The 20,932-nt window shown below is 40.6% G+C and carries 12 protein-coding genes and 1 pseudogene; 11 read left to right on the top strand and 2 right to left on the bottom strand.

Translation table 11 applies throughout. The annotated features are described in order from the left end of the window. A pseudogene (locus QL998_RS11780) lies at positions 1-127 on the bottom strand (IS5/IS1182 family transposase); the annotation flags it as partial. Between the two features lie 56 nt (positions 128-183). Here QL998_RS11780 and QL998_RS11775 point away from each other — a divergent pair. Together QL998_RS11775 and QL998_RS11770 are read left to right on the top strand one after the other, a co-directional pair. Beyond that, on the top strand, positions 184-1,044 hold the full coding sequence (locus tag QL998_RS11775) for an OprD family outer membrane porin (RefSeq protein WP_290192740.1): 861 nt from the start codon (positions 184-186) through the stop codon (positions 1,042-1,044). A gap of 107 nt (positions 1,045-1,151) precedes the next feature. After that, positions 1,152-2,021 (top strand): alpha/beta hydrolase, encoded by an 870-nt coding sequence (locus QL998_RS11770; protein WP_182194287.1) that lies wholly within the window; start codon positions 1,152-1,154, stop codon positions 2,019-2,021. Positions 2,022-2,089: 68 nt separating this feature from the next. Here the strand turns inward: QL998_RS11770 and QL998_RS11765 are convergent, their stop codons facing one another. Beyond that, complete coding sequence (locus QL998_RS11765) at positions 2,090-2,479, bottom strand: DUF2750 domain-containing protein (protein WP_138585855.1); 390 nt, start codon at positions 2,477-2,479, stop codon at positions 2,090-2,092. Positions 2,480-2,703: 224 nt separating this feature from the next. On the opposite strand from QL998_RS11765, the gene QL998_RS11760 reads away from it, so the two are divergent. The 9 genes from QL998_RS11760 (at position 2,704) to QL998_RS11720 (ending at position 20,762) form a co-directional block, all read left to right on the top strand. Continuing rightward, a complete protein-coding gene (locus QL998_RS11760; RefSeq protein WP_290192739.1) occupies positions 2,704-3,747 on the top strand; it encodes an alkene reductase in 1,044 nt (347 codons plus the stop codon). Between the two features lie 202 nt (positions 3,748-3,949). Beyond that, positions 3,950-6,319: a TonB-dependent receptor gene (locus QL998_RS11755; protein WP_290192738.1), complete on the top strand. Its 2,370-nt coding sequence runs from the start codon at positions 3,950-3,952 to the stop codon at positions 6,317-6,319. Between the two features lie 74 nt (positions 6,320-6,393). Further along, positions 6,394-7,521 (top strand): alkaline phosphatase family protein, encoded by a 1,128-nt coding sequence (locus QL998_RS11750; RefSeq protein ID WP_290192737.1) that lies wholly within the window; start codon positions 6,394-6,396, stop codon positions 7,519-7,521. Continuing rightward, positions 7,518-8,579: an alkaline phosphatase D family protein gene (locus QL998_RS11745; RefSeq protein ID WP_290192736.1), complete on the top strand. Its 1,062-nt coding sequence runs from the start codon at positions 7,518-7,520 to the stop codon at positions 8,577-8,579. The genes QL998_RS11750 and QL998_RS11745 overlap by 4 nt, the downstream gene beginning before the upstream one ends. Before the next feature lie 160 nt (positions 8,580-8,739). After that, positions 8,740-12,039 carry an exodeoxyribonuclease V subunit gamma gene (gene recC, locus QL998_RS11740; protein WP_290192735.1) on the top strand — a complete coding sequence of 1,100 codons (3,300 nt, stop codon included), beginning with the start codon at positions 8,740-8,742 and terminating at the stop codon, positions 12,037-12,039. Then, positions 12,026-15,604: an exodeoxyribonuclease V subunit beta gene (gene recB, locus QL998_RS11735; protein ID WP_290192734.1), complete on the top strand. Its 3,579-nt coding sequence runs from the start codon at positions 12,026-12,028 to the stop codon at positions 15,602-15,604. Before recC ends, recB begins: the two co-directional genes overlap by 14 nt. Next, positions 15,601-17,649, top strand: a complete 2,049-nt coding sequence (recD, locus tag QL998_RS11730) for an exodeoxyribonuclease V subunit alpha (RefSeq protein ID WP_182194308.1) — start codon at positions 15,601-15,603, stop codon at positions 17,647-17,649. Before recB ends, recD begins: the two co-directional genes overlap by 4 nt. 431 nt (positions 17,650-18,080) lie before the next feature. Continuing rightward, complete coding sequence (locus QL998_RS11725) at positions 18,081-19,406, top strand: PAS domain-containing methyl-accepting chemotaxis protein (protein ID WP_024596440.1); 1,326 nt, start codon at positions 18,081-18,083, stop codon at positions 19,404-19,406. 285 nt (positions 19,407-19,691) lie between these two features. Continuing rightward, positions 19,692-20,762 carry a hypothetical protein gene (locus tag QL998_RS11720; RefSeq protein WP_290192733.1) on the top strand — a complete coding sequence of 357 codons (1,071 nt, stop codon included), beginning with the start codon at positions 19,692-19,694 and terminating at the stop codon, positions 20,760-20,762. The last annotated feature ends 170 nt before the right edge of the window (positions 20,763-20,932 follow it).

Genomic DNA, 20,932 nt, shown 5'->3' with positions numbered 1-20,932 from the left:
TGCGCATCTTATACAGTATGCTTTCGAGCGTTTTTCTATGGTCGGGCTTATTATAAATTCGACCACTTAAGTACATTACTTTTGATAAGACATTCCATGTCCCGTCTGTTAACATTAATCTTGGCATGTAGGTTCGGTGTAAAGTTTTCTGGCGAATTCAATTATACCTTATCTTCATGCTGTTTGTTTTTCATACCACAAAGATCAACACGCCCTAAATTATACGGTTACGTTTACGATAAATGGAGCCGTCGACACGATGATAGATGGGAAGACTTTTCTACCGATCAATCGGCAACTGGTGCTATTAGCGTAATTTGGGGCGTAGGTGCTACGCATAAAAAAGACAATCTAATATTAGAGGCTGAATATTTAAATTCGCACAATTATTTAAGTAAAATCGGGTTAAAAATCAGTTACGACATTAAGCTTGAGCAAAGTAAGTTAACCCTTTCAACTGGCATATTTACCTCACAAGATGATGGTGATTTATTTGTAACAGGCGCAGAGGGTGGTGATTTAGATGATGAAGATGCACCTGGTGCATTAACAGGTTTAACCAAAAGTGAAAACGATGGGTTTGCCTATTACCTAGATGCCGATTGGAAAAAAGATATTTGGAGTGTAGGTGCGGCATTTACTAAAGTAAGTGATGCTTGGATTGAAGATAATTTCAGTGGCGACCATGGTACAAACCCATTTCCAACTCGCTCATTAATTGGTGCCGATTTAACAAACCAAAATGAAACATCATGGCAAGCTCGTTTAGGAATTGATTTGAAAGCAGTATCGCCTGGCTTAACAACTAAATTTTACTACACAGACGGCAGCGATGCTGAAAATTCTGCATTGGGTAAGTTAGGTGGTACAGCCGACGAAAAATATTGGGCTGTAGATACTCGCTATAAAGTTGAGAAAATAAAAGGCTTAAGCTTACGTTGGTTATTTGTAGATTATACAACCGAAAAATCAGGCAGTGTTGATGGTGTTAAAGGCGACAGAGCCGACCACCGAGTTTATGTAGATTACACTATTAAATTTTAACATGACTTTTAATAAGCCAATGCAAATTTTATGCATTGGTTTTGTTTCCTTTTTTCATTATCTTTATGATAAAACTAACAAATCAATAATAAAAATTAAGCTAATATATGTTTTCTCTTCAACAGTGGCAATCACAGGGTCAATTTACTCAAATTAGTGGCCATCAAATTTTTACTAAAACAGCTGGTGATATAACTAAGCCTGCGCTGCTTTTAATACATGGCTTTCCAAGTGCTAGTTGGGACTGGGAAGGTATGTGGCAAACCCTTAGTGAACATTATTTTGTAATTACACTCGATATGCTAGGTTTTGGTTTGTCAGATAAACCTAAAAATGCAGGCTATAAAATTACTGAACAAGCCGACTTATATACTCAATTTTTAAAAACGTTAAATATTAATGATATACATATTTTAGCTCATGACTATGGCGATACTGTGGCTCAAGAGTTATTAGCAAGGCAAGTCGTTAGCCAAAGTGACTTTAAAATAAACAGTGTGTGCTTTTTAAATGGTGGGTTATTTCCTGAGGTGCATAAACCCTTATTTATACAAAAGCTTTTACTTTCAAAGCTAGGTTGGATAGTGCCAAAATTAATGAATAAACAAAAATTTGCCAATAATCTACTTACTATTTTTGGTAAAAGTACACCGCCTTCAAAACAAGTGGTAGACACACTTTGGGAGCTGCTAATTTATAAAGATGGCTTAGCCATAATGCCCAAACTTATTAGTTATATAAAGCAGAGGCAGCAAAACCGAGCACGCTGGGTTGGTGCCACCATAAATAGCAATATACCACTTACGTTTATAGCAGGCGCAGAAGACCCCATCTCTGGTAAGCATATGATTGAGCATTATAAAAAGCTTATTCCCAATGCGCGCGTACAAGAGTTTGTAGAGCTTGGGCATTATCCGCAAGTAGAAAATCCAGATGCAATTACACAGGCTTATTTGAATTTTAGATATTGCCAATAAAAACGCGGCTACTAAATTGAGTGCCGCGTTTATAAATTTTAGAACTCTGAGTATTTAGGCTTTGAACCTTAATATTTTTGCTTTGGCGCTTTTAATTGTTTTTCAAACTCATCTGAAAACAATATCGTGCCATCATCTTCCTCTGTAGGGAAGGCAGCAATAAGTAAGTCATCTTCCTCAAGACCCGGTGTCCAGCGACTAAACCAGTCAGCAAGTGGGATTGCTTTAGCGCTGCAGCCAGCCCATTCGCCAGTTGCCCATGCTTCTGCAAATTCACGAGTTGGCCAAACTGGCACACAGTCGTCATCTTCGTTGGCAAGCATAACGCAGCCATCATCATCGTTTAAAATCCATACTTGCTTGAACTGTTGTACGGTTTCGAACATATAGGCTAGGCGTTTTTTTGCTCCAAGCCCTAAAATTACTGCTTGTTCTTCGCTTAAATTTGGCGTTGTCATAATTAGCTCACTCTTAATTACTATATCTAAATTATATGCACACAAGTATATCGAGTTATATGACAGAGTGTTGAAAAGTTGCTATTTAATTTCAGCAATGCAGATCTAATTTGTATATTGAACAGTATAAGTCACAACTAATTTGAGCGATCATTCAAAATAAGCTTGAATGTTTGTAAAAAGGCCACATTGTAGTAAGCATATACTTAATGAAGGATTGAAAAATGACTACTGATCTACTTGCTCCGTTTAAACTAAATAATACGATTGAGCTTAAAAACCGCGTACTTATGGCACCATTAACGCGTTGTATGGCTGACGATAACTTAGTGCCAACACAAGATATGGTTGAATATTATGCTCGCCGTGCCGAAACCGGTTTAATTATTAGCGAAGCAACTATTATTCGTCCAGATGCGCAAGGTTACCCAAATACACCGGGTTTATTTACCAGTGAGCAAATTCAAGGTTGGAAAAAAGTAACAGATGCAGTACACGCTAACGGCGGCAAAATGTTTGCACAGCTTTGGCATGTTGGCCGTGTTGCACATCCTCACTTTTTTGATGGCGATGTACTGGCACCATCGGCAATTGGCGTTGAAGGCTCTGTACCTCGTATGCGTGAGCTTACTTACATTACGCCAAAAGCAGCCACAACCGATGATATTAAAGGTCTAGTAGCTGATTACGCAAAAGCGGCAGAAAATGCGATTGAAGCGGGTTTTGACGGGGTAGAAATTCACGGTGCTAACGGGTATTTGATTGACCAGTTTTTACATTACGCTGCAAATACACGCAGCGACGAATACGGTCAAACGCCTGAAAATATGTCGCGTTTTGCACTAGAAGTAACCGATGCAGTTATCGCCGCTGTAAGTAATGAGCGTACTGCTTTACGTGTTACACCGGGTGCTTATTTTAATATGAGCGAAGATAACCGTGATAAAGCGGTATTTGATTACTTATTACCAGAGCTTGAGAAGAGAGATTTAGCATACTTACACGGCGGTATTTTTGACGACAGTACAGCGTTTGAGTCGCTTGAAGGTAAAACGACGTCTGAATTTTTACGTGCAGGCTACAAAGGTACATTAGTAGGCGTAGGCAGCTATACTTTTGAGTCAGCAAAAGAAGCAATTAACGATGCTAAGTTTGATTTAATCGCGATTGGTCGCCCACTTATCGCAAACCCAGATTACATTAGCAAAATTGCAAACGGTGAAGAGTTAGTACCTTACAGCGATGAAATGCTAGCTGAATTAAAATAAATTACTATTTGTAATAAGTTCTAGAAAATAATTAAGGCACCCAAAGCTAAACCTTTGGGTGTCTTTTTTTGTACATATTCTCGCCATAAATCTTCCATATTTGTTTAACCTTTATGTAAATAAAGTTCATCCTCGTTGTCATATTTAAAATTCATACTGTGCTCGTTTTCATATTACATAATTAAAACTAAACGGGACAACAATGTACGCTTTAAAAAACAAATCGCTATTGAGCATGGCTATTGCCATGACTGTATCAACATCTACTTATGCTAACGACAGCACCATAGAAGAAGTAACCGTTGTAGCTAAACCAACGAGCTACGCTAACAATGTTATTGAGCCTGCAATGCTTGAGCAGCAAAGTTCGGTATCGAGCATATTATCGGTTATTGATAACTTACCAGGGATTAGCATAAACGAAGGTGATGCATTTGGTGGCGACGATTGGTCTACTACAATCACTATGCGTGGTTTTAGTATTGATGGAAACCAACAACAATTAGGTATGACCGTTGATGGCATCCCCAATGGTGGCTCTAATTACGGCGGTGGTGCTAAAGCTAACCGTTACTTGGAGAGTGAAAATTTAGCAACGGTAGAAGTAGGTCAAGGTACGTCTGATATTAAGTCGGCTTCACTTGAAGCACTAGGCGGGACATTTAACTTTGTAAGTAAAGACCCAAGCCTTGAAAAAGGCACTACCTTTGCTTATACCTCAGGCAGTCACGATGCCACGCGTTATTATATTAAACACGAAACAGGCACTGTTTTTAATAACACACAAGCGTACGTAAGTTACTCGCAAACCGATACAAGCCGCTGGATTGGTTCAGGCAGTAATGGGGGCAAAGACAACCAACACGCAGAGCTTAAGTTTGTATCTAATTTTGACGATTTAACACTTACTGGTCGTTTATCTTACGATGATGTAAGCGAGACAAACTATAACAGCGTAAGCCTTGAGCAGTTTGAACAAACACCCGATTGGGATCAGCTAACATGGAATTGGACAGGAGTTCCGCATTTTGACCAAATGTTTGCAGAAGGTTGGGGAACGCTTCGTGAAAATACCTTAGGCTATTTAAAATTTGAATACGCTATTTCGCCAACTTCATTATTAACTGTTAGCCCTTATTATCATAAAAATTCAGGTCGCGGCGATTGGATCCCACCTTATTTAACAACGCCGGTTGATGAAAATGGCAACCCAACAACCGAGGGTGGCACTAATGCAGGCTCTTATGGTTTTGCTGATAGTGAAGGCAACCCGCTTGCACCCAATGCCGATTGTACGCAAAGTTTGAGCAGGCCATGGGAGTCGGGTCCTGGTTTAAATCCTGCGTGTTACGATGCAACAGCAACGCCTGTTATGTCTTACCGCCACACGCATTACAACAAAGATCGTTTAGGTGTAACGGCAAATTACCAAGCTACATTTGGTGATCACGATATCGAAGCGGGCTTTTGGTATGAGCAAAGCGAACGTGATGAATCGCGTGATTGGCACAAAGTAATTGATGCGCGTATTTATCATCACTTTGATAGCACGCCTTACTGGACACAATACAAAAACACTTTTGATACCGATACATTCAAATGGTACCTACAAGACTCGATTAATTTTGGCGACTTAACATTAAATATTGGTGCAAAACAATATTTAGTTGAATTACAAAAATACGACCACTTTGCTAACGAAAGATCAGATAAAGTAGATAGCGACTCAGACGTGTTATTTAGTGGTGGTGTATTGTATCAGCTAAATAACAGCACAGAATTATTTGCTAGTTACAGCGAGAATTTTTCAGCAATAAAAGACGGTGTACTTGAGCGAGATAGCTCAACACTTATAAACATAGAGCCAGAAACTGCCGACAACATCGACTTTGGTGTACGTTACCAAGCCGACAGATTAACCCTTACAGCAACGGCTTACAGTGTTAAGTTTGATAACCGCATTACCTTTATTGCCCCTGGTAGTGGCACAGATGGGATTGATTACACCATTGGTACAAATGGCTCGTACGTAAATGTAGGGGGTATTGACTCAAATGGGCTTGAGCTTGCAGCAAGCTATATGTTAACACCAAGCTGGAGCGTGTACTCGTCGTATACTAATAGCAGTTCTGAGTATTCATCCGATGATCCAAATGCATACGATTCACAGGGTGTAATATTAAGAGATGAAAGTGGTAATGAGGTAGCACCGAGCTTTAGAAAAGGCGACAGCATAATAGATTCATCAGAAGATTTATTTGTGGTATCTACCGATTACTTTAGCGATGGCTTTCGTGTTGGTTTATCGGCTAAATACACTGGTGAGCGCTTAGGTGCATGGCAAGACGAAGATACTCGCACGCGTAATAAAGTAGACGGCTACACCGTACTTGATTTTAATGCAGGTTATTCAACTGACGTAGATGCAGGCCCGTTTAAAGCCATTGACGTATCGTTTGTTGTTTATAACGTTACTGACAAAAGCTACTTAGCAGGTGGTACTGGTAACGGCGCTACTTATTACATTGGCGCGCCACGCACCGCAGCAGTTACATTTACCGCTGACTTTTAATTAAGTTTTAGTAATTGAATTAAAATAAAGCCCATCATTGATGGGCTTTATTATATGAAAGGGCGCAAAACGCGATGAAAACGATTTTAAAAGTAACACTATTTAGCTTAAGTGTATTAGCGAGTAACTTTGCAGCAGCAGCGCAAAATGTAGTGCTGGTAACGCTTGATGGAGTACGCTGGCAAGAAGTATTTAATGGGGCTGATAATAGCTTAATTAATAATACTGATTTTGTTAAAAAGCCAGAGCAATTAAAGACCCAGTTTTGGGCAAAAACAGCAAATGAGCGCCAGCAATTACTAATGCCTTTTTTAACGCAAGTAGTGGCTAAACAAGGCGTAATTATTGGCGATAGAGCTAACGGCTCTACTATGTCGGTAAGTAACCCGTGGTATTTTTCATACCCTGGTTACAACGAAATACTCACCGGTGAAGTTGACGAAAGTATAAATAGTAACAACAAAGTGCTCAACCCAAATAAAACTATTTTAGAGCGTTTAGATAAGTTACCTGAGTTTAAAGGTAGCACAGCCTTATTTGGTAGTTGGGATGTATTTCCATACATTGTAAATACTAAGCGCAGTAACGTGTATGTAAATGCAGGTTTTATGTCAATTGAAGAGAATTTATTCACTGATGCGCCATTGTTAAATGCACTACAAAATGAAATCCCCAGCCCTTGGTATAACGTACGATTAGACAATTTTACATATCGCTTTGCTAAAGCGTATATGTTGGCTAAAAAGCCTAAGTTGTTAGTGATAAGTTTAGGCGAAACCGATGACTTTGCGCATGATGGTCATTACGACCAATACCTTAAATCGGCAAGGCAAAGTGACGCGTTTATAAAAGACTTATGGGCAACCATTCAAACTACAGCGGGTTATAAAGATAACACCACACTAATTATTACCACTGATCACGGGCGTGGCAATAATGCCAACGATTGGCAACATCACAGCTCTAAACGTGCACTTGCTGAGCTAGAGTTAGGTGAAAATACCTACCCAGAAGGAATTGTCGGCTCTGAACATATTTGGCTTGCAGCCATCGGCTCCGCAATAAAAGGACGGGGCTTAATTAAAACTAAAAATGAGCTTAAACAAGTACAAATAGCAGCGACCGTTTTAAAGGCTCTTGGGCAGAATCCAAATGAAATAAATTCAAATATGGCGCCAGCTATTAGCGAGATTTTAAAATGAAGAACCTATTAAAACCATTAACCCTATCTGCCTTGGCGTTGAGTTTGGTTATTAGCGCGAGTGTTAATGCCGCGCCATCTAAAATCCTATTTGGTTCGTGTGGGCATCAAGATAAAAACATACCCATATTTAATACAATTAACAAAGAGCAGGGGGATTTGTTTATATTTTTGGGTGACAATATTTACGGCGATACCAACGATATGGATGTACTTGCCGATAAGTACCAACGTTTAGGGGCAAAGCCTGGTTTTAAAACGTTAAAAGCGCAAACGCCTATCATTGCTATGTGGGATGACCACGATTATGGCCAAAACGATGCAGGTAAAGAGTATCCGCATAAAGAGCAATCACGCCAAATTATGCTTAATTTTTGGGATGAACCTGTAAACTCAGCGCGTCGCACTCGTCCTGATGGAATTTATACCTCGTACATGTATGGTGAAAATGAGCAAACCATACAAGTAATAATGCCTGATTTACGTTGGAACCGTGATGCGCTAAACCATGTAGGTGAGCTTGAATACTACACTAAGCGTAAACTTAATAACCAAGGCCCGTATAGTCCTAGTGAAGTGAAGGGCGCATCAATGCTAGGTGAAGCCCAGTGGCAATGGCTTGAACAAGAGCTTAAAAAGCCTGCTGCAATAAAATTGATTGCCTCAAGCTTACAGCTTTTACCCGATTTTACAGGTTGGGAGTCATGGGCAAACTTTCCTGAAGATAGAAACCGTTTATTTGCATTGATTAAAAAGCATAAGGTAAATGGGGTAGTGATCATCAGCGGCGATACGCACTGGGGTGAAATATCAAAGTATCAGCAAAACCTTGATTACCCATTAATTGAGATGACCAGCTCTGGCTTAACTGAAAAGTGGAAAGATGTAAGCCCTAACAAACACCGAGTAGGGAATTTTACTCATAACGTAAATTATGGTAATTTAAGCATAGACTGGCAGCAAATTGACCCCACTATTTCACTTAAATTAAAAGGCATTGATGGCGAAGTAATAATGCAAAGTGACTTTAGTTTATCAAGTATTAGCCCTTATAAATAAACTCACTACTACGCACAGTATATAAAATAGATGCTGTGCGTATAAAATCTGTAAGTTAGTTCTTAACTCTCTGATTTATTAAAGCCAATTACCCGTTTGCGCTACCCCTAATATTGAAAATATCTTACACTGGTTTTATCTCAAGCAAGGTCAGTGTTATATGCTAAATATTATTCAATCAAACCGGATGGAAGCCCTGCAAGCGCAGTTCCACCAGCTGTTAAAAGTAAACCCATTGCAAAGCCCGTTCGACAAAGAAGTAGTGCTAGTGCAATCGCCGGGTATGTCGCAGTGGTTAAAAATAGGTTTGAGCGAAAACTTAGGGGTTGCAGCGCAGGTCGATTTTCCGCTGCCATCGAGCTTTATTTGGCAGTTGTATCAGCAATTGCTGCCAAATGTCCCTAAAGAGTCGGCGTTTAATAAACCTAACCTTGCTTGGAAACTGTTTGCAATTTTACCAAACTGTATTGACGAGCCATTATATTTGCCGCTAAAAACCTATTTAGAGGGCGATATTGACGGGCAAAAAACCTTTGCGTTATGCGAAAAAATAGCCGATGTGTACGACCAATATTTAATGTACCGACCGCACTGGATAGCCACATGGGATAGCGGCAAAGATGAGCTTGATGATGTAGATGTAGCCATTGCACCATGGCAACCTGACTTATGGCGACGCATTGTAAAATTAAGCCAAGACCTTGGGCAAAGTCAATTTCATCGCGCTAATATGCAAGGGCAGTTACTTGCAGCGCTTGAGACTATGGATAATAGCTTACTGCCACAACGCATTAGCTTATTTGGTATATCGGCGATTGCCAGCTCCCAGCTTGAGGTGTTTGAAGCGCTGAGTAAAAAAACCGAGGTTATATTATTCTTTTTTAACCCGAGTGAGCATTACTGGGGCGATATCATAGATGAAAAAACAGCGGCTAAAATAAGCGCTAAATACGCTAAAATGCCGCTGGTAGAAGCACAACAAAAAAAACAAACCAATCCAGATGAAGAGTACTACTTTATTGGTAATCCGTTATTATCGTCGTGGGGTAAATTAGGTCGCGACTATTTTGAACAACTTGTACAGTTAGATGCCCGTTGGATTGATGGTTTTATTGATGTGTTTGACGACACCTTACTAGGGCAAGTACAAAGCGAGATTTATCAGCTTGCGTTTAAAGGTGAATCGCTGAGTGATAACAAAGAGTGGTTTATAAACGACGAAGGTAAGTTACCAATCAGCGCAACCGACACCAGCATTACGCTCAGCGATTGCCATACACCGCTTAGGGAAGTTGAGCGCTTGCACGACTACTTACTTAACTTATTTAATCAAAACCCAGCGCTTACCCCTAAAGACATAATCGTCATGATGCCCGATGTAGGCACTTACAGCCCTTACATTGAAGCCGTATTTGGTGGAGCACAAGGTAGCCGCTTTATTCCTTACGCATTGGCCGATTTAGCCATAGAGCAAGAAAAGCCTGTCCTTAGCTCATTTGCGAGTTTAGCTAACTTACCGTTTTCGCGCTTTGGTGTGTCGGATATTCTCGATTTATTACAAGTGACGCAAATAGCCGAAAAGTTTGGGCTTGAAGCACACGAATACGAGCAAATTCAATACTGGCTTGAACGTGTTGGGGTTAAGTGGGGTATAAACGCAGCGCATAAAAGCAGCTTTGATTTGCCCGCTATTGATTTAAATACCTGGCAACATGGGCTCAACCGTTTGTTGCTTGGCATTGCCATGCGCGACGAGCAATGCCCGTTTAACGGTATTTACAGCGCCGATGAAGTAGAAGGCATGGCGCTTGATACACTCAACAAGCTCGTGCACTTTATTGATGTACTGCAAAGCTTTAAAGAGCAGCTAACGCCCGACGATACGCTCACTAATAAAGCGCATATTTTAAGTGAGCTATTAAACGCTATATACGAAAGTGAAAGTGACGACAGCTGGGATTTATTAGTGCTGCAAAATGTGCTCGAAGAGTTACAAAAGCACCACGACAACGGCGATTACAGTAAAGCGGTTTCGCAGCGTATTGTTAGTTACCTAATTAAACAAGGCATTCAAGAAAAAGGCGTGGGGCAGCGGTTTTTAGTAGGCCAAGTAAACTTTTGTACGCTTATGCCCATGCGCGCCGTGCCATTTAAAGTGGTGTGTATGCTGGGCTTAAATGATGCCGACTACCCGCGCAACGTACAGCCTATTGGTTTTGACTTGGTGCCTTATTCTAAAAAGCAAAAAGGTGACCGATCACGTAAATTAGATGACCGCTACTTATTTTTAGAAGCACTACTGAGTGCCCGCGACAACTTATACATGAGTTACATTGGTCGTTCGTGTTTTGATAACCAACCGCGTATGCCATCAACCCTTGTAAGCGAGCTGTTAGAATATATTGGGCGTAGCTTTGTATTAAGCGAGAAAAGCGAAAAAACACTGCCCGTATGTCTAATTAATCAGCAGCATTTACAGCCCTTTAATAGCCATTATTATTTAGCCGATGAGCAAGCCAATACTGTGCTGAGTAACCACAGTTACAATCCAATTTGGCTGCCAAGTGAGTCAATTAAACCACAACCGGTTATTGCACTTGATGTTGTTGTGCCAGAGCAGTTAGATCTTGATGTGTTTATTAGAAGTGTGTGCAGCGCACAAGAGAGCTTTTATCAACAAACATTGGGCTTACGCCTACCACAATTTAACGAAGTAGCAAAAGACGAAGAACCCTTTAGCCTAGATGCGCTGCGCCGTTATTTTTACCTTGATGAAATACTTAAAGCCAATATAAACGAGCAACCACTGAGTACCGAGCAGATACTGCAGCGGGGTGAGTTACCTCAAGCCAATGTAGGCAGCCTCATATTTGAGAGTATGGAGCACCGAGTTGATGCGCTTGCAGGGCAAGTAAAAGAGCACATTAAAGGCGGAAAAAGTGAGCCGATAGAAGTTTTGCTTACCATTGAAGGCACCAAAGTAGAGGGCTGGCTCAATCATGTTTATTTGCAAAAACAAGTGTTTTACCGCAGTGCGAGTATTAAAGCGAAAGATTTAATTAAAGGCTTTATTTATCACCTCGCAGCGCAAAGTATGGATCAACAAGTAGAAACATTGTTACTTGGACTCGATAAGCAAATTACCTTTGCGCCAATTAATAAAGCTGATGCCGATGCATTGTTACTTGATTGGTTTGAATTATACAAAGCGCTGCGCGCGGAGCCTGTGCCGTTCTTTCCGGTAAGTGGTTATGAATACGTTAAAAGCGGCGGCGATATAACAAAAGCGATGAGCAAATTTAGCCCGCAATACATAGGGCGAGGAGAGGGCGAAAACCCGTATATCCGCTTAACGGTGCAATCGCTAAACGACTGCCAAGAAGAATTTATAAAATGGAGTGATAAATTGCTCACGCCTTTATTTGAACACGCAAAGGAGAGTGACCATGCAAGCGCTTAATCCTCTTACTATGCCGCTCATTGGTCAAAGTTTAATAGAAGCCAGTGCGGGTACCGGCAAAACTTATACAATTACGGGGCTGTATTTACGCTACTTGTTAGGTATGCAAATAGAAGGTGAGTTAAATACGCCGCTCAGTGTTGAGCAAATTTTGGTTGTAACCTTTACCGATGCCGCCACCCAAGAAATTAAAGACCGCGTACGCAGCCGAATTATTGCTGCGCGCGATGCACTACTTGGGCAAGACCCAAACGACGAACTCATTGAAGGCGTAATTGCCAAAATTGATGATAAACACCGCGCCTTTGATTTACTCGATGCAGCTGCTAAATCAATGGACGAAGCCGCTATTTTTACTATTCATGGCTTTTGTCAGCGGATGCTAAAACAACATGCGTTTGAATCGGGTGTGGCGTTTAACCTCGAATTTATTTTAGATGAGCGCGACATACTGCTCGAAACTATTAAAGATTTTTGGCGTGCGTTTGTATACCCACTTAACAAAGAACGCACCGATGCTATTTTAGATGTATTTGCCGCACCTGAGGCTTTATTCGCTCAAGTGGCGAGCATTTTAAACAAAGCTAATGCGCACATTACACCACAAATAAATTTAGATGATGTATGGAAAGCCCGTGAGGAGTACATAACCCGTGTACCTGCATTTAAAAAAGCAGTATTAGATCAAGAGTTTATAGGTGCTATTAAAGGCTCGGGTTTAAGCGGGTCTAAAACGCCAGCACGAAAAGGCAGCCTTGGTGCGCTTGAAGCATTTTGTTTAGGCGGCGATTTGTTTTTTGAATTTGGCACTAACAAGTATTCGTTTGAAGTGTGGAGTACAGAAAACCTAAGCGATGCAGGCAATTATAAAAAAAATCAGCCATTATTTGTGCATCCATTACTGAGTCAATTTGACGAGCTTGCCGCACTTAATAACAGCATAAACCAAGGGCTCAAAATAGCGGTTGTACAACATGCAGCGCGCTGGGTAAAAGCCGCAATAGTTAAGCGCAAGCAAGAGCAAAGCGTGATCACCCCAGATGATTTACTGACCAATTTACACAGTGCGCTTAATAACGAGCAAGGCGACGTACTGGCGCAAAAAATTGCGCAGTTGTTTCCGGTTGCTATGATTGATGAATTCCAAGATACCGATCCAATTCAGTACGGTATTTTTAGTAAAATTTATGGGCAACAAAATACCACACTTGCCATGATAGGCGACCCCAAGCAGGCTATTTATGGCTTTAGGGGCGCAGATATTTTTACGTATATTGGCGCAAAAGAAGCTGTACAGACTGATCAGCAATTTACGCTGGGTACTAACTTTCGCTCAAGCACCGATATAGTAAATAGTGTTAATAGTTTATTTGGCAAACACGCTAACAGCTTTATTTATAACGACGCCATACCGTTTAACGCAGTGGCTGCTAAAGGTAAAAAAGCGGAAGACTCTTTTTTAATTGATGGCAAACCCGCGACCGCATTCGAATTTAATGTATTTGTGGATGAAGCCGCCGATGAAAAAAACAAACCAACCAACAAAGGTGTAGGGCAAGCACATTTAGCCGCTCACTTTGCTAATAAAATAGTGACCCTGCTTGAAAAAGCAAAACAGGGGGATGCGTGTATTGGCAGTAATCCTGTAAGTGCTGCCGATATTTGTATATTAGTGCGCGACCGTGTTGAAGCGCAAATAATGAAAAAAGCGCTAAGCGAAGCCAAAATAGCGAGTGTGTATTTATCGCGCGAGAGCGTTTTTAGCCAAGAGCTTAGCCATCACCTGCTTAACTTTTTAACGGCGCTGCATGGGCAATATGACGAGTCACTGCTGCGCGGTGTTTTAGCTGGTCCGCTATTTTGTCTAAGTTATAACGAAATACATGCACTCGCCGATGATGAAAATAAATGGCAAGACTACTTAAACTTTTTTGCACAACTTAGTCATATTTGGAACAAGCAAGGCGCTATGGCAATGCTTGAGCGTTTAATGAGCCATAATCAGCTTAGCGCTAGATGGCAAGGTTTAGGGTATAACGTTGAGCGTTGGCTGACTGACTTTAGGCATTTGGGCGAAATACTTCAACAAAAACAAATAGAGCTTGAAGGCACGCTGCGTTTACTGCGCTGGTTTGCACAAAAGGTAAGCCAACAAGATGGTGAAACAGTACAAGTACGCCTAGAAAGTGACGCCAACTTAGTTAAAATTGTTACTATGCATGCCTCAAAAGGGCTAGAATACCCACTGGTATTTATGCCATTTGCCAGTGGCTATCGCGAAACTAAAGAAGCGCTTTATCACAATAATGGCAAGCTGATTTACGATTTAAGTAAAGACGAAGATGCCCTGCAAAAAGCAGAGCAAGAGCGTCTAGCTGAAGATTTACGCCTGCTGTATGTAGCACTTACTCGCGCCGTGCACTTTTGTGCGCTGGGTGTTTATAATATTGGGCAAGGGCAAAGTAGCCGCTTAGCTATGCAAAGTAGTGCACTAGGGCATGTGTTATTTGCAGGGCTTGAACTTGCCAGTAGCCAAACATGGCGTACGCATTTAAGTGAGTTTTGCGACGCTAATAGCGCGATGAGCTATCAGCAATTTACCTCACACACATTATTAGAGCAGGGAACACTTAGTTTTAATAATAGTAAAATTGCGCAGCAAACATTAAGTGTTAATAAAGTAACGGCAACTATTGAGCGTAACTGGCGAGCAACCAGCTTTAGCGCGTTGAGCTTTAAAAAGCACAGCGACCAATTAGCCCCAGGGCGAAGCGATGAAGATCATGAAAAAGACGAGTTTGCAGTGCAAGAGGACGAACTGCCATCACCTTATAGTTTTCCTAAAGGGCCAAAGCCCGGTAGTTGTTTGCACGAAATATTTGAACAAATAGATTTTACTAGCCCAATAGTCCACCCAACTAATACTGAGCAAAACTTATCGGAAGTTGTTAAGCGCTGCCTTGAAAAATACCACATAGGTGAGCAATGGCGAGAAGTGGCTGAAAAGTGGGTGCTCGATGTTCTTGCGTGCCCCCTAGATAACAGCTCTCTAGATAAGAGCCTTCTTTCATTGGGTGTACTTACACCAAGCGACTGCCTAGTCGAAATGGAGTTTAATTTACCACTTGAGAGCTTAAGTGCACCTAAGCTAAACGAAATGTTGGTTAAACATTTTGGTTTTACGCAAAGTAAGCTTGAATTTTCACAAGTAAAAGGCTTGTTAAAAGGCTTTGTCGATTTAATATTTTGCTACCAAGGCAAATATTATATTTTAGATTATAAGTCTAATTATTTAGGCAGTACGCCAGCTGATTACGAAGGCGATATGCTTGAGCAAGCGATGAGCAGTCATCAGTATCATTTACAGTATTTAATCTACACGGTAGCGCTGCATCGTTTATTAAAACAACGTATAGCTGATTACTCGATAGAAACCCATTTAGGCGGCGTGTATTACACGTTTTTACGTGGAATGCCGACAGGGCAAGGCGTGTACTTTAAAAAGCTAACTGAAGAACAAGTGATTATTTTAGATGGCTTATTTAGCCAAGGAGCTATGCTATGAGCGATTTAAATGAGCAACCTGGCTTGTTTGACGATATAGACGAGACACTTAATAATGAAGCCGCAGAGCCTCTTACTTCAAAAAATGTAGCACAAGATGCCCCATTAGAGGACATTGTGTTAAATAATACGATTACCGAAGTCCCGTTACTTGAGTATTTATTAGCGCAAAACCGACTGCGTGTAGTTGATGTGAAGCTCGCTGAATTACTGTGTGCTAATGACATTGAGCAAACTCACAATGAACTATTTTATATTATTTTATTGCTGTGCTTATCACAGCAAAGCCAGCATAGCTGCCTAACCTTAAATGAGGTTGACTGGAGCAATCCTTTTAACTTGCGCAAAAGTGACTTTAATAAACTCGATGGCAATGTACCCAGTACGCTAAGCCCGTTTAGTGATGATTTTAATGTACACACAGCGCTTAATTATTTACAAAGCCATGAAAGCGTGGGCGAAAATAAACCACTGCAGCTGTTTAACGAGCGACTTTATTTTGCGCGCCTTGCCGGTTATGAGCAAACACTCGCGGATAGACTATTAAGCATGAGCGAGCGAAAGCTCAATATTAATAATGAAGTATTGGCTGAACTTTTAAATACCTATTTTCCTGCTGATTCGACAATTGAAACTGATTGGCAAAAAGTGGCGTGTGCGATTGCGGCCACCAAAGGCTTTAGTGTGATCACGGGTGGCCCAGGTACAGGTAAAACTACCACAGTGACTAAGTTGCTGGCTATTTTGCAGTCACTTTATGAAACAGCACCCCTTAGTATTAAGCTGGTGGCCCCTACAGGTAAAGCCGCTGCAAGATTAAGTGAATCTATTTTAGGTGCCAAAAATAAGCTCACAACGATTCCTGATGATATAAAAACGCTGATCCCGCAAAGCGCTCAAACTATTCATCGCTTATTGGGTGTAAAACCGTTTACTAATAAATTTAGGCATAACAAAAGTAATCCGCTGCATTTAGATGTACTAATTATTGATGAAGCCAGTATGGTCGATTTATCGCTGATGGCTAAATTAATAGAAGCACTTCCTGCGCACGCGCGATTAATACTCCTAGGTGACAAAGATCAGCTTGCCTCGGTAGATACCGGCAGCGTAATGAGCGATTTATGCCAAGGTTTAACACTTGGGCAAACGCCAAGCTACTCGCAAGCACGTTGTGATGAGCTAAATAGCTTATGTTTTAATAATGAGCATAAGCTCGTAGCGCAAAGCGTGAGTGAATTTAAACTCGCAGATTGCATTGCCTTTTTACAACACAGTTATCGATTTGATGCACAAAGCGGCATTGGTCAACTCGCACTTGCGGTAAACACCAATAACACCGGTATTTTAAATTACGTAGAGCAAGAAAGTAGTGAAGGGCGCTTTAACGATGTAATTTTAGATTACGACTTTGTAGCAAAACCAATTGAAAAGCTTGTTAAAAGTGCAGCAAGTCATTATGCAAAATACCTTAACTTAATTGCCCAAGGTGCAGATGTTGCACAGGTGCATGCTGCTTTTGCTAGTTATCAGCTTTTAGCTGCGGTACGAGAGGGCGATTACGGCGTGCATAGCTTAAATCAGCGAATAGAGCGCGTATTGCAACAGCAAGGTTTAATAACAGTTAGCCCTAATACTCATCATTATACAGGCATGCCCATTATGGTGAGCCAAAACGATTACCAGCTTAAGTTATTTAACGGCGATATTGGTATTTTAATGCCCGATGAAAGCAATCAGCTCAAAGCCATATTTATTGACGAGCAAGGTAATCAACGAGCATTTTCGCCAGCACGACTCCCTGCACACGATAAAGTATACGTAATGACTATTCATAAATCACAAGGTTCAGAGTTTAGTTACACCGCTATGGTACTGCCACCGCTAAAACAAGCGCGCATGGGTATTAACAGGCAATTAGTGTATACGGGAATAACCCGCGCTAAAAATAAGTTTGAGCTGGTGGCTGACAAAAAAGTACTGCAACTAGCAATGAATAAAAGCGTATCAAGAGCATCTGGTTTATATGAAAGGTTACAATTTTAAGCTTAATTTGAATTTTTTATTAATAATTTAGCTTCAAACTGCTTGTTATTTATCGCGTTATTATAAATGTCTTCTATACTAAAGTTAATTTTATACTGAATGTATTCGGGCGTGTTGATCTTTGGTGGGTGAATTTGCAGTAGTGTGTTTGGTTTTTAGTCAAGGCAGAGCCTATGTAGTGTGGTATTCCCCATAAATAGGCGATAACGTAGTATAAATACCAAACATACGCTGCCCTTTGGGTTCTTTCTAGGGACGATTAACTCTTTGTTGCCTACATGGATGTAGGTAAGGGGCGTGAGCAGGACGCGGAAGCTTTGCTCGGTTTTTACTTAGCCCACTAGGTTACAAACCTCGCGCCGTGATTTAATCGCCCCTAGATTGAACAAATTTCAATCCACAAAGGTCAACACGCCCTAGTAAGGATATTAATGTTTTTTTCTAAAAATAAGCAAAATGAAATAGCCTCTTTAAAAGCAGAACTCTATCCGTTACAACAAGTGTGGGAAGGGCTTTACCGAGAGATGTTAGTACTGAACATTCTCTATGATGGCAGAATTTCGCACGCCAATGATAGGTTTTTAGAAAACTTAGGCTACAACGAAGACGATCTTACTAATAACTCTTTTGATGATTTTATTACTGAGTCATCTCGTCAATCTTCAGAATTTAAAAGCCTACAGCAAGCTATAAAAAAAGAAGGACATTGGGGCGGTGCATTACAAATTGCGCGCGGTGATGGTAAAGCTGAATGGTTACGTTTAATAGTACATCCTGTAAAAGGGGAGCAAGATCAGTTGCTCTATTTTTCTATATTCGGGAGTGTGCTTACAAAAACAATTACGGCTTCCCGCGAGCAAAGCGACACTATCAAAGCGATATATCGCTCTATGGCAGTAATTGAATTTGATTTAGAAGGCCATGTTTTAAAAGCAAATGAGCAGTTTTTATCAGCAATGGGTTATCAAGAAAGTGAATTAATAGGAAAACACCATCGCACATTTTGTGAAGCTTCAGAGTATAATTCCCAAGAGTATCAACAGTTTTGGGCTAAATTAAGAGAAGGACAGTTTATAGCGGAGCGCTTTAAGCGTGTTGATAAATACGGCAATGTTGTATGGTTAGAAGCGTCATATAACCCAATCTCAAATGACGTGAATGAGCTTTATAAAGTAATGAAGTTTGCAACAGTTATTACAGAGCAAGTAAATCAAGAAATTGCGATATCTAAGGCTGCCGAAATTGCTTATAGCACCTCAACCCAAACGGATAAAAAAGCAGAGCAAGGCGCGAGCGTTATACAAGATACGGTTGCAGTAATGACCGAGCTGGCTATTAACATGGAGCAAGCGGCAAGTGAAATTTCAGCGCTTGATCAGCAGTCGCAACAAATATCGAGTATTGTACAAAGTATTAGTAGTATTGCAGAGCAAACCAATTTGTTAGCATTAAATGCCGCAATTGAAGCGGCTAGAGCTGGCGAGCAAGGTCGAGGCTTTGCTGTGGTTGCAGACGAGGTTCGACTGCTTGCATCTCGTACATCAAAAGCAACAGAAGAAATAGTAGAAGTAGTACAGCGTAACCAATCACAAACCCAAAATACGGTGGCTGTAATAGAAAAAGGTAAAGAAAAAGCAGAGCAAGGTTTAGCACTATCTAAAGAGTCGGGTGATGTGATGCAGGAAATTCAGCAAGGCGCACAAGAAGTTGTAAATGCGATTGGGCAATTTACCAGTGAACTCAAAGCTAACGGCTAGATTAGTTACGTCCTTATTCTAAAGCGGGCACCTTTACCGGTACCGCTCAACCTAACCCCCCTCAATATTACTCTCGAAACATCCCTGATAATTTTAAATTTAACAACTATTCTTTATTAACCCATTAAATAACAAGTAATAAGTTTCTTCATCCCTATAAATGATAATGAATTGTTGCATTTTTGTTATTTGCTCCTAATGCTGATGAACGCCAAGGCTGACAAGCCCTAGTATGAATACCTTAAATGATAATAAAATATTACGTACACAACATTAAGGAATTGTATGAACAACACTAAGCGCACACACACATTAATTAAACCAAGTCACCTAATTGGTGCTGGGCTTGCTATGCTAATGAGCTTTTCTGCTGCGAGTAAAGACTACAAAATTATATTAATTCACGGGTTACAAACTTCGCAAATAACCAATAAGTCGGGTAGTGATGTAATTAATGACGGTGAAACATATTGGCAATCGTACTGGAATAATCGTGCAGATGAGCGAATTGATTGGCCTGCTTATGAGCGAATTGAAGGTAAAATTGCTACCGATTGGGTGTGGCCAAAGTTAAAGCAAATTTCACGCTCTAATTTATGCAGTGATGGCTGTGTATTTGTAACACATTCAACAGGCAACTTAGTTGCACGCCATATTATTGATAACCAAGAAAACTGGTTAGAAAACGCAGGCTTACAGCCGCTTAATATTGTTGCGACGTTTGATTTAGCAGGCGCGGGCGGTGGAAGTGAGCTGGCTGATGTAGCAGTTAGTGCTTTAACTGGCGCATCATGGAACTTTGCGGTCGATGCAGCACTCAAATGGTGGCTAGGGAGCGATGTAACCGAAGCTGTTGGTGTATTACACGATTTAAAAGTGAATAATGCCCGTAAAATATCGCCATTTCCTGATGCACGTACACCTAGATTACGCTTTGTGGCAGATGGTAATGCGTATTTAGGTTTAACAGGTGGATTTTTAAAAGGTAATGATGATTCGGTTGTAGCATCGCACTCTTCATGTGGTGCAAGTTCGGCTGGCTCGTTTGGAAGTTGTAGCAGCAGTATTGATACAGATGGCCATTTAAAATCGCAAGGTGATGCTGTTAGTAGCTTTATGCCAAATCATTATCCAATGATGATGAGTGACAGTTATAGCCATAACGAAAGACATAACGCGCAGCGTAAAGGTAATGTCACAATAGCCATGAATAACGTAAATGTTGAAGGTAATAACGTAGGGTTTAATACGTTTGATAAAACTACAGGTAGTTGGTTTTGGAAAAAACAATATCGTTATATTAAGGATTCAAATAATTTAAGTGCATCAGCACTTATTTATAATGTGATTCCATAACATAGAAGGCGTGTAGTTATACCAATCTGCATAAATCTTTGATCAATTTAACGAATTAAATTGCACTATAACGTTGTTAAAAATTTTTTATTTAGAACAACTAGATACAAAAATTTTTGCCTAGTTCTAGCGTAATTTTCTTAACGTTAAATAGACCCCATATATAAGCA

The sequence above is a fragment of the Pseudoalteromonas sp. APC 3691 genome (assembly GCF_030408135.1).
Lineage (GTDB): Bacteria > Pseudomonadota > Gammaproteobacteria > Enterobacterales > Alteromonadaceae > Pseudoalteromonas.
This window is presented reverse-complemented; position numbering and strand designations above follow the sequence as displayed.

Coding starts and splice junctions, on each gene's coding strand:
- recB (WP_290192734.1), top strand. CDS start 12,026: ATGCAAGCGCTTAATCCTCTTACTATGCCGCTCATTGGTCAAAGTTTA.
- QL998_RS11745 (WP_290192736.1), top strand. CDS start 7,518: ATGAAGAACCTATTAAAACCATTAACCCTATCTGCCTTGGCGTTGAGT.
- QL998_RS11750 (WP_290192737.1), top strand. CDS start 6,394: ATGAAAACGATTTTAAAAGTAACACTATTTAGCTTAAGTGTATTAGCG.
- QL998_RS11755 (WP_290192738.1), top strand. CDS start 3,950: ATGTACGCTTTAAAAAACAAATCGCTATTGAGCATGGCTATTGCCATG.
- QL998_RS11765 (WP_138585855.1), bottom strand. CDS start 2,479: ATGACAACGCCAAATTTAAGCGAAGAACAAGCAGTAATTTTAGGGCTT.
- recD (WP_182194308.1), top strand. CDS start 15,601: ATGAGCGATTTAAATGAGCAACCTGGCTTGTTTGACGATATAGACGAG.
- QL998_RS11760 (WP_290192739.1), top strand. CDS start 2,704: ATGACTACTGATCTACTTGCTCCGTTTAAACTAAATAATACGATTGAG.
- QL998_RS11770 (WP_182194287.1), top strand. CDS start 1,152: ATGTTTTCTCTTCAACAGTGGCAATCACAGGGTCAATTTACTCAAATT.
- QL998_RS11720 (WP_290192733.1), top strand. CDS start 19,692: ATGAACAACACTAAGCGCACACACACATTAATTAAACCAAGTCACCTA.
- recC (WP_290192735.1), top strand. CDS start 8,740: ATGCTAAATATTATTCAATCAAACCGGATGGAAGCCCTGCAAGCGCAG.
- QL998_RS11725 (WP_024596440.1), top strand. CDS start 18,081: ATGTTTTTTTCTAAAAATAAGCAAAATGAAATAGCCTCTTTAAAAGCA.